This is a genomic window from Micromonospora sp. M51, from assembly GCF_018070305.1.
Taxonomy (GTDB): Bacteria; Actinomycetota; Actinomycetes; order Mycobacteriales; family Micromonosporaceae; genus Micromonospora; species Micromonospora parva.
In genome coordinates, this window is record NZ_JAGPXZ010000822.1 from 1 (window position 1) to 2,549 (window position 2,549).

A 2,549-nucleotide genomic window follows, 5' to 3' on the forward strand; every position below is an offset into this window, starting at 1 on the left:
ACCGTGCTGATCGCCAACCGGGGCGAGATCGCGCTGCGGGTGCTGCGCGCCTGCAAGGAACTCGGCGTGCGAACGGCGGTGGTCTACTCCGCGGCCGACGTCGACTCGCCGGCGGTCCGCCTCGCCGACCAGGCCGTCCGCATCGGACCCGCGTCGAGTCGGCGCAGCTACCTCAACGCCGCCGCCATCGTGGAGGCGGCCCGGCAGGTGGGCGCGCAGGCGGTGCACCCCGGCTACGGGTTCCTCTCCGAGGACGCCGACTTCGCCGAGATCTGCGCCGACAACGGGCTGACGTTCATCGGACCGCCGCCGGCGGTGATGACCGCGCTGGCCGACAAGTCCTCGGCCCGGGCCCTGATGAGCCGCGCCGGCCTGCCGCTGTCGCCGGGCAGCGTCGCGCCGGTGCCGACCGCCGCCGCGGCGGCCGAGGTGGCCGAGGCCGTCGGCTACCCGGTGATCGTGAAGGCCGCCGCCGGTGGCGGGGGCCGTGGGATGACAGTGGTGCGCACCCCGGGTGAGCTGCGCCGGGCGTACGCCCGCACGAGGGCCGCCGCGCAGGCCGCCTTCGGCGACGACCGGGTGTACGTCGAGCGGTACCTCACCGAGGCGCGCCACGTCGAGGTGCAGGTGCTCTGCGACGCCCACGGCAATGGCGTGCACCTGGGCACCCGGGACTGCTCGGTGCAACGGCGTCACCAGAAACTGGTCGAGGAGGCGCCCGCCCCGGCGCTGCCCGCCGCCGTCCTCGACACCATCGCCGAGACCGCACTGCGGGGTGCGCTCCAGGTCGGCTTCGTCGGCGCCGGCACGCTGGAGTTCCTGGTCGACACCGAGGAGAAGTTCCACTTCCTGGAGATCAACTGCCGGATCCAGGTGGAACATCCGGTCACCGAGATGGTCACCGGAATCGACCTGGTGCACGAGCAACTGCACATCGCCGCCGGGGTGCCGCTGCGCTGGCGTCAGGAGGAGATCCGCCTGCACGGCGTCGCGGTGGAGTGCCGGGTCAACACCGAGGACCCCGGACGCGACTTCGCCCCCACCCCCGGGCGGTTGGAGCGGTTCACGCCACCCGGCGGCCCGTTCACCAGGGTGGACACCCACGCCAGCGCCGGCTACCTGGTCGGCCCCTGGTACGACTCCCTGCTCGCCAAGGTGATCGTCTGGGCGCCCGACCGGGAGTTGGCCCTCAACCGGCTGGAACGTGCCCTGGACGAGTTCGATGTCGCCGGCCCGGGCGTGCACACCACCATCCCGTTCGTCCGGCGGGTGCTCGACGACGCCGCATTCCGCAAGGGCCGCTACACCACCGGCCTGGTCGACCGTCTGCTCGCCAAGCCGACAGGCCAGCCGACGGCCACCCCCGCACCGCGCACCGCGCCCGCCGCAGATCCCGACGCAACACACAGGAGGACCCGATGACCGTCACCCATGGTCGCCCGATGACCGCCGAGATCACCGACATCCTGGTGGCGCACTGCGGGCTGGACGCCGACGCCGCGGCCCGGGCGCCCGCGGCGTCCCTGGAGGAGCTGGGCATGGACTCACTCGCCCTGCTGGAGCTGTCCGCCGTGGTCGCCGACCGCTGGCAGGTGAGCATCCCCGAGCAGGCCGGGCAGTTGAGCATCCCGGCGGTCGCCGACCTGGTCGCCCGCCGCACCGACCCGCCCGGGCACACCGAGAACAGCGTGGTCATCGACGCGCCCCTCGGGCTGGTCTGGGAGGTCACCAACGACGTGGCGAACTGGACCGAGCTGTTCACCGAGTACGCCGTGGTGGACATCCTGCACCGTGAGGGTCACACGGTGCGGTTCCGGCTCACCATGTACCCCGACGAGAACGGGACGACCTGGAGCTGGGTCAGTGAACGCACCGCCGACCCGGTGAGCAGGCAGGTCCGGGCGCACCGGGTGGAGACCGGGCCGTTCGAGTACATGCGCATCCACTGGCGCTACACCGAGGAGGCCGGTGGCACCCGGATGACCTGGACGCAGGACTTCGCGATGAAGCCCACCGCGCCGGTCGACAACGCCGCGATGACCGAACGGATCAACACCAACAGCGTGATCCAACTCGCGGTGATCAAGGACCGGGTGGAGCGGATCGCCCGGCAGCGCGCCGACCAGGGCGTTTCGGTGGGCGACGGGTCGACGGAGGCCGACGATGAGTGACCTGAGCACCCGCCCGATCGCCGCCCGGGACGTCCCCGCCGACCGTCGGCGCGGCGGTGAGCTGCGGGTGCTGCTCGGCCCCCGCACCGTCGGCAGCACCTCGGGCTTCCTCGGGGTGGCCACCCTCGCGCCGGGGGAGCGGATCGCCGAGCACTACCACCCGTACAGCGAGGAGTTCCTCTACCTGGTGCGCGGCGCGATCACGGTGGACCTGGACGACCAACCGACGTTGCTGGCCGCCGGTGAAGGGCTGTTCGTTCCGGTCAATGTGCGGCACCGGCTGCGCAACACCGGCGTCGAACCGGCCGAGGTGGTCTTCCACCTGGGCCCGCTCGCCCCCCGCCCCGAGCTGGGCCACGTCGACACCGAACTGGTCGA

At 72.4% G+C, this 2,549-nt stretch carries 3 protein-coding genes; all 3 read left to right on the forward strand.

Annotated elements, in window-relative coordinates:
* The first annotated feature begins 3 nt into the window (after window positions 1-3).
* Window positions 4-1,422, forward strand: a complete 1,419-nt coding sequence (locus KBX53_RS29310) for an acetyl-CoA carboxylase biotin carboxylase subunit (RefSeq protein WP_309140883.1) — start codon at window positions 4-6, stop codon at window positions 1,420-1,422.
* Window positions 1,419-2,171, forward strand: a complete 753-nt coding sequence (locus tag KBX53_RS29315; protein ID WP_210862849.1) for an SRPBCC family protein — start codon at window positions 1,419-1,421, stop codon at window positions 2,169-2,171. The genes KBX53_RS29310 and KBX53_RS29315 overlap by 4 nt, the downstream gene beginning before the upstream one ends.
* Window positions 2,164-2,549, forward strand: a 386-nt coding sequence (locus KBX53_RS29320) for a cupin domain-containing protein (protein ID WP_210862851.1), incomplete at its 3' end; no start/stop codon positions are given. The genes KBX53_RS29315 and KBX53_RS29320, both read left to right, overlap by 8 nt.